General features: G+C 70.0%; 5 protein-coding genes. All 5 read right to left on the bottom strand.

Translation table 11 applies throughout. The annotated features are described in order from the left end of the window. Positions 1-89 precede the first annotated feature (89 nt). Complete coding sequence (gene nirB, locus AB0F81_RS49660; RefSeq protein WP_360211184.1) at positions 90-2,552, bottom strand: nitrite reductase large subunit NirB; 2,463 nt, start codon at positions 2,550-2,552, stop codon at positions 90-92. Next, on the bottom strand, positions 2,549-4,651 hold the full coding sequence (locus tag AB0F81_RS49655) for a molybdopterin oxidoreductase family protein (protein ID WP_360211182.1): 2,103 nt from the start codon (positions 4,649-4,651) through the stop codon (positions 2,549-2,551). The genes nirB and AB0F81_RS49655 overlap by 4 nt, the downstream gene beginning before the upstream one ends. 69 nt (positions 4,652-4,720) lie before the next feature. Further along, complete coding sequence (locus AB0F81_RS49650) at positions 4,721-5,377, bottom strand: CbiX/SirB N-terminal domain-containing protein (protein ID WP_360211180.1); 657 nt, start codon at positions 5,375-5,377, stop codon at positions 4,721-4,723. Between the two features lie 255 nt (positions 5,378-5,632). After that, positions 5,633-6,733, bottom strand: coding sequence for a uroporphyrinogen-III synthase (locus AB0F81_RS49645; RefSeq protein WP_360211178.1), 1,101 nt, complete (start codon positions 6,731-6,733; stop codon positions 5,633-5,635). Between the two features lie 174 nt (positions 6,734-6,907). Further along, positions 6,908-7,126, bottom strand: coding sequence for a hypothetical protein (locus AB0F81_RS49640; protein WP_360211176.1), 219 nt, complete (start codon positions 7,124-7,126; stop codon positions 6,908-6,910). Positions 7,127-7,558: the final 432 nt, after the last annotated feature.

The following is a 7,558-nucleotide window of genomic DNA, read 5'->3' as shown; positions in this document are numbered from 1 at the left end:
TACGATCCCGCCCGGCACGGCAACGCCGTACGCCTCATTCAACCTGGACAAAACGATCTGCTCGCTGCCTGAGGTTGACACAGGGAGTGTCATGCGCGCACCGGAACCTGGGGGAGAACGGTCAGGGGAAGGGAGGTACGGAACTGGCCGGGCGTGGCCGGCACGGCCCGCTCCTTCCAGGGGTCCTTGTAGGCCTGCACGGCCTCCTCGACCGCGGCGTCCAGAGCCTCGGCGATGCCGTCGGAGTCCTCGACGACGATCTCCCGGATCCGGTCGATGCCGATCCGCGGGACGAAGGCGTAGGTGCGCTCCAGCCAGTTCGCGTTCTCGCGGTAGTACTGGAGGAACCGGCCGGTCAGCCGGATCACCTCTTCGGCCGAGCCGACCGTGGTGAGCAGGTCACCCTTGCGGATGTGGGCGCCGGCGGCGCCGCCGACGTAGATCTCCCACTTGCCGCCGTCGATCGCGACGACGCCCAGGTCCTTGACGTACGCCTCGGCGCAGTTGCGCGGGCAGCCGGTGACCGCGAGCTTCATCTTGCCGGGGCCCTCGAGCCCCTGGTAACGCTCCTCGATGGCGATGCCCAGCGCCGTGGAGTCGCCGACACCGAAGCGGCAGAAGTCGGAGCCGACGCAGGTCTTCACGGTGCGGAAACTCTTCGCGTAGGCGTAGCCCGACGGCATGTCGAGGTCCGCCCACATGGCCGGCAGCTGCTCCTTCGGGATGCCGAGCAGGTCGATGCGCTGGCCGCCGGTGAGCTTGACCATCGGCACGTTGTACTTCTCGGCGACCTCGGCGATGCGCTTGAGCTCGGCCGGGGTGGTGACGCCGCCCTTCATCTGCGGGACCACCGAGAAGGTGCCGTCCTTCTGGATGTTGCCGTGCACCCGGTCGTTGATGAAGCGGGCGTCGCGCTCGTCGACGTAGTCGGCGCCCCACATCATCTTCAGCAGCGAGGCCAGGCCCATCTTGCTCTTGGCGTCCTCCTGGCCGCCGGGCACCAGCTTGGCGAAGACCGCGGAGACGCTCTTCAGCTCGTACTTGCGGATGGCGGCCATCAGCTCGGGCTTCGGCATCGGTACGCCGGGGACGTACCAGGAGGCGGCCGGGTCCTCCTCGGCCTCACCACCGGCGGCCCACTCGACGATCCGCTGCACCAGCGGCTTGCAGGTGCCGCAGCCCTTGCCGGCGCGGGTCTTGTCCATCACGCCGCTGACCGTCTTGCAGCCGGCGTTCACCACGCCGCAGATCGCGCCCTTGCTGACACCGTTGCAGTTGCAGACCTGGGCGTCGTCCGGCATGTCCGCGGGCGCGACCTCGCCGGCCGGGCCGCCGATGTCGAACAGCATCTCGGCCCGCTCCTCCGGCAGGGCCTGCGCCCGGTCGAAGGCCTGGATCAGGTTGGCGGCCTTGCGGTTGTCGCCGACCAGGATCGCGCCGGCCAGCACCCCGTCGCGGATGATCAGCTGCTTGTAGATGCCCTTCTTCGGCTCGTTGTAGATGATCACCTCGTCGTCGTCGGTCTCCGGCGCGATCAGGCCCATCGAGGCGACGTCGATGCCGGCCACCTTGAGCTTCGTGGAGAGCTTCGAGCCGGTGTACGCGGCCTCGTCGTCGCGGCCGGTGATGTGGTCGGCGAGCACCTTCGCCTGGTCCCACAGCGGCGCGACCAGGCCGTAGAGGTTGCCGCGGTGCTGGGCGCACTCACCGACCGAGTAGATGTCCTGCTCGCCCTGGACCCGCATCTGGTCGTCGACCACGATGCCGCGTTCGACCGGCAGGCCGCTGTCGGCCACCATCTGGGTGTTCGGCCGGATCCCGGCGGCGATCACCACGACGTCGCACGGGATCTCCCGGCCGTCGGCCAGCTTGACTCCGGTGACCCGGTCCTTGCCGAGGATCTCGGTGGTCATCGCGTTGGTGACGACCTCGATGCCGAGCTTGCCCTCGACGCTGGCCTGCAGCATCTGGCCGGCCCGCTCGTCGAGCTGCCGCTCCATCAGGTGGCCCATGGCGTGCAGCAGGGTCACGTGGCTGAGGTGGTTCTGCAGGCCGCGGGCCGCCTCCAGGCCGAGCAGGCCGCCGCCGATCACGACCGCCCGCTCGTGGTCCCGGGCGTACCGGATCATGCCGCGGGTGTCGTCGAGCGTACGGAAGGCGAAGACGCCCTGGTGGAAGCCGCGCTTCGGGTTGTGGATGCCCTTGATCGGCGGCGTCCACGAGCTCGACCCGGTCGCGATGATCAGCTTGTCGTACGGGGTCTTCGTCCCGTCGTCCGCGATGACCACCTTGCGCTTGCGGTCGATCTTCTCGATCCGCACGCCGGCGTGCAGCGTGATGTTGTTGTCCGCGTACCAGCTCAGGTCGTTGAGGAAGATCCCGGCCTCGTCCTCCACCCCGGCGAGCAGGTTGGAGAGCATGATCCGGTTGTAGTTGCCGTACGGCTCGTCACCGAACATCGTGATCTCGAAGTCGCCGTTGCGGGCGAGGATCTCCTCGACGGTTCGGGCGCCGGCCATGCCGTTGCCGATCACCACAAGTCTCTGGGTCATCCGAAAGTCCCTTCCGGTACGCGCGTGATCGCCACCGCGCACACCTTGAAAGCGGGCATCTTGGAGTGCGGGTCCAAGGCCGGGTTGGTCAACGCATTGGCTCCGGGCCAGTGGAACGGCGCGAAGACCGTGTCCGGGCGGATGCCGTCACTGAGCCGGGCGCGCAACGTCGCGACGCCTCGGCGGCTACGGAGTTCGACCAGGTCGCCGTCGGCGATGCCGTGCCGGCGGGCCAGGTCGGGATGGATCTCGGCACGGGCTTCGGGCAGCGCCACGTTGAGCGCCTTCACCCGCCGGGTCTGGGTGCCACTCTGGTACTGCTGCATGTTGCGGCCGGTCGTCAGCACGTACGGGAAGGAACCGTCGGGAAGCTCGGCCGCGTCGCGGTGATCGACCCGGATGAACCTCGCGCGGCCGGAGGCCGTCGGGAAGCCGTCGGCGAACAGCCGCCGCGTGCCCGGGTGGTCCTCGCTCGGGCACGGCCAGAAGACGCCCTGCTCGGCCTCGATGCGCTCGTAGCTGATGCCGGCGTAGTCGGCGATCCCGCCGGCGCTGGCGCGGCGCAGCTCCTCGAAGACCTCGCGCGGCTCGCCGGTGAAGAACTCGCCACGGCCCAGCTCGCCGGCCAGGTCGACGATGACCTGCAGGTCGGTGCGCACCCCGGGCGGCGGCGGAAGGGCCATCCTGCGGCGCAGGACGCGGCCCTCGAGGTTGGTCATCGTGCCCTCCTCCTCCGCCCACTGGGCGGTGGGGAGGACGACGTCGGCGAGCTCGGCGGTCTCCGAACGGAAGATGTCCGAGACGACCAGGAAGTCGGTGCGGCCGAGGCGGTCACGCACGCGATTGCTGTCCGGCGCGGAGACCACGATGTTGCTGGCCAGCACCCAGAGGACGCGCACGCCGCCGTCGGCGCCGAGACGATCGATCATTTCGTACGCCGAGAGCCCGGGAACCGGGAGCTCGGCCGGGTCGATGCCCCACACCTTCGCGACGTGGGCGCGGGCCGCCGGGTCGTCCAGCCTGCGGTAACCCGGCAGCTGGTCGGCCTTCTGACCGTGCTCGCGGCCGCCCTGCCCGTTGCCCTGGCCGGTGATCGTGCCGTAGCCGGAGAAGGGCCGGCCGACCAGGCCGAGCGCGAGCGCCAGGTTGAGCCAGGCCTGCGCGGTGTCGGTGCCGTTGCTGTGCTGCTCGGCGCCGCGGGCGGTGAGGATCATGCTGGGGCGGTTCCCGGCGAGCAGCCGGACCGTCTCGCGCAGCTGGGCCTCGGGGACGCCGGTGATCCGCTCGACGCGCTCGGGCCAGTAGGAGTTCGTCGCTGCTTTCACGGCGGCGAAACCCTCGGTGCGGTGGTGGATGAAAGCCTCGTCGATCAGGTTCTCCCTGATCGCGATGTGCAGCATCCCGTTGGCCAGGGCCAGATCCGTGCCGGGCAGCGGCTGCAGGTGCAGGTGGGCGCCGTTCGCGGTGTTGGTCCGGCGCGGGTCGACCACGATGTGCTTGGCGCCGTTGGCCCGGCCCGCGTCCAGGTACTGCATGGACGGCGGCATCGCGTCGGCCGGGTTGGCGCCGACCAGCAGCACGGTCTGCGCCTCGGCGACGTCGGCCAGCGGGAACGGCAGCCCGCGGTCGACGCCGAGCGCCCGGTTCGCCGCGGTCGCCGCACTCGACATGCAGAACCGGCCGTTGTAGTCGATCGCCGACGAGCGCAGGGCCACCCGGACGAACTTGCCGAGCGCGTACGCCTTCTCGTTGGTCAGCCCGCCGCCGCCGAAGACGCCGACGCTGTCGCGGCCGAACTCCCGCTGGCTGCGGGTCATCGCCGCGACGATCTGCTCGTACGCCTCCTCCCAGGAAGCCTCCCGCAGGGGGCTCTCCCGGTTGCCGGGCTCCTTGCGGACCAGCGGCGTCAGCAGCCGGTCCGTGTGGTCCAGCAGGTCCGCCGCGGTGAAGCCCTTGGCGCACAGGCCGCCCCGGTTCACCGGGAAGTCGGCCGGCTCAAGCCGGACACCCGGCATCCCCGGTCGCAGGGGGATCTCGGGCGTCAGCGTCATCCCGCACTGCAGGGCGCAGTAGGGGCAATGCGTCTGGGTCGCCGTCACGAGGAGAATCCTCTCGGCGGCCCGTTAACCCTTACGTCGCCTGACGGTGACGCTGTTGTCAGGAAATCCCTACAACGCGTTGACGGCCGATGTGAGCCGGGCGGCATCAAAACGACGCAATACCAAATCCGCGACGGCCGCGTCGTGACACAGCGGAGGTGTTACGGAATCGGCGCCGGCGGTGTGCAGGGTACGGTAGAAAAGACCTTCGGCCAGCAGATACGCAGCGATGGCCACCTTTTTCGCGCCGTTCGCGCGCAGGTCCGCGACGACGTCGGCGACCCGTGGGCCGCTGCCCGAGGTGTAACCGACGGCGGCCGCGCCGAGGTCGGCCGCGACGTTGCCGACGTCGGCGCGCCACCGCGGATCGGACGATCCGGCGGCGGCCAGGACCACCGCGTCGGCCTCCGGCAGATTGCGGCGCATGCTCTCCAGCAGCACCGGGTCCGGGCCGAGCGGGCCGGTCACCGGGATGTTCGTGCCGGTCACGGCCTCGGCGATGTCCACCCGCACGTGATATCCGCAGGAGAGCAGCAGCGGCACCACCACGGCGTGCTCGACGGTCGGCACGACGTCGGCGACCTTCGGCTCCTGCACGTCGACGTAACAGAGGCGGACGTCGAGGCCGGGACGGCGGCGGGCCACCGCGGCGGCCAGCTGCTGGATCTGCCGGCGGCCGAGCGGCGAACGGGTGCCGTGCGCAACAGCGATCAAGGTTTCGGTCACGGTGAATCTCCTCGGTGCGGCGTCTTTTGACAAAACAGCGGCCCGGCAAGGCATCAGGCACGCGAGGGGTTGCGCTCGGCGTCACTGCCGACATTCATCGGGTACGGCGGAAAGCCGTTCCGGTTCGCGCCGTCATTCTGCGGGCGCTGTGTTTCCGACGGGCTGCGTAATGAGTCAGCCGTGTTTCAGAACCGGCGGGTTAGGTTCGGGTAGCGCCCGAACCTAACCCGCTGCTTTGTTTCTGCCTTGTTTCGCTTATGCCGCTTCGTCGACCCGCAGGCGGTAGCCGCGCTTGATCACCGTCTCGATGTGCTTGCCGGAACCGAGGGCGGCGCGCAGCCGGGCCACCGCCACGTCCACCGCGTGCCCGTCGTTGCCCCGCGGCAGCGACTCGGCCAGCTGATCCTTCGACACCACGGCGCCCGGCTTCCGAGCGAGCGCGGTCAGGATCGCCATCGCCGCCGGCGCCAGCCCGTGGATCACGTCGTCGATCAGGACGGCGTGGCCGCGTACCTCAAGGGTCGAGCCGGCGACCTGGAGCCGGACCGCCCGCTTGGGCAGCTCGTCGGTGACGGTCTTGATCAGCGCGCCGAGCCGGTAGCGCTCGGGCATCACCACCGGAATCCCCCGGTCGATCAGCGGCGCGGCGGTCACCGGCCCGACGCAGGCGGCGAGCGTACGGCAGGCGAACGCGCTCCGCAGGTCGGCCTCGGACTCGCCGGCGACCTGGAAGAACGCCTTCACGGCCGGGGCGCTGGTGAACGTCACCGCGTCGATCTGCCCGCCGGTGATCTGGTCGACCAGGCGTTTCACCGGCGCGATGTCCGGCGGCATGGCCCAGCGGTAGACCGGCACCTCCACCACGGCGGCGCCCGCCGAGCGCAGCGCGTCGACGAACTCGGTCTGCGGCTCGCCGTGCTCCTGCACCACGATCCGCTTGCCGGCGACACCCTCGCTGAGCAGCCGCTGCAGGATCTCCTCGTTCGCCTCGGTCTTGGCCGCCCACTCCTCGGTGAGCCCGGCCGCCCGGATCGCGCCGCACGGCTTCGGGCCGCGGGCCAGGATGCGGGCGCCGCGCAGCGAGGTCCGGAGCTGGTCGCCTATCCCCCAGCCCTCGGCCGCCTCCAGCCAGCCGCGGAAGCCGAACCCGGTGGTCGCCACGACCAGATGTGGTTCCAGGCCGATGCAGGCCGCGGTCGCCGCGTGCAGCGCGTCGTCGTCGATCAACGGAATGATCGTGATGGCCGGCGCGCTCACCACGCGCGCTCCCCGGCGCTCCAGCAGCGCCGCCATCTCGTTCCGCCGCCGCTCCGCCGTCACCGCCACGGTGAATCCGGCCAGTGCTCCCTCGGTCATCCGGTCCCCATCCTGTGCCGCCGTCACGAGGCCTGTCCACATACCCGGCCGCCGCCGCCGTGAACAAGCCTCGCCGCAAGACTCCTAAGACCTGATTTCCAGACCGGCAAGGCCATGTTTCCGGGATGATAACGGCCGGTCACTTGCCGGATGACGGGCCTTGTGAGTTGTTGATCATGAGCCGGTCACATCGTCGGGCCGCTCGTACAACGAACCCTCCACCCCGAGGATCCGCCGAATCTCGGCGAGATGGTGGAAAGCGGCGATCCGCCCGTCCAGCAGGCCGATCCGGTAGTCGGCCCCGACCTCGGGATCCTCGGCGATCTGCGGGTCCCGCAACCCGGCGGCCTCGTCCACCCGGCCCGCGTTGTAGGCCACCAGAGCGTCGTCCATCGGTTCTCCCCTGCGCCGTGCTGCCCGCGCGCGCCGTCCCTGTGCGCAGCGTCGCGACAATCTCGCACGCGGGCGCGGGCCGGCCCACCGGCCTTCCGTCCGGATCACACCGGGCCGTCCGGCATCGCGGATCGCCCACCCGGCGCCGAACCAGCCCCTCGTCCGCCGAATTCGCGCCGGCGGACAGCGATCTCCCTCACTTTCCGCACTCACCGTCACGACTCAGACACGCTCAGCCGCACTTGGCAACCGACTCGATCGAGAGAACGGTGAAGCGGATTCGGCTGTAAGAAATCGGCTTCCCGGCGCACTTCCCGGTGACAGCACCCCTTCGCTAAGACCGCATCTCATTTGGGATGGTTGCTGGTCAACAGGTTCTGCTTGGCGGCGCGGCGGTAGCAGATGACAGCGCACGCCAGGCGCAGGAATCCG

This window comes from Actinoplanes sp. NPDC024001 (assembly GCF_040638955.1).
GTDB lineage: Bacteria > Actinomycetota > Actinomycetes > Mycobacteriales > Micromonosporaceae > Actinoplanes.
The sequence above is the reverse complement of the archived record's forward strand: the minus strand, read 5'-3'. Positions and strand labels throughout refer to the sequence as shown.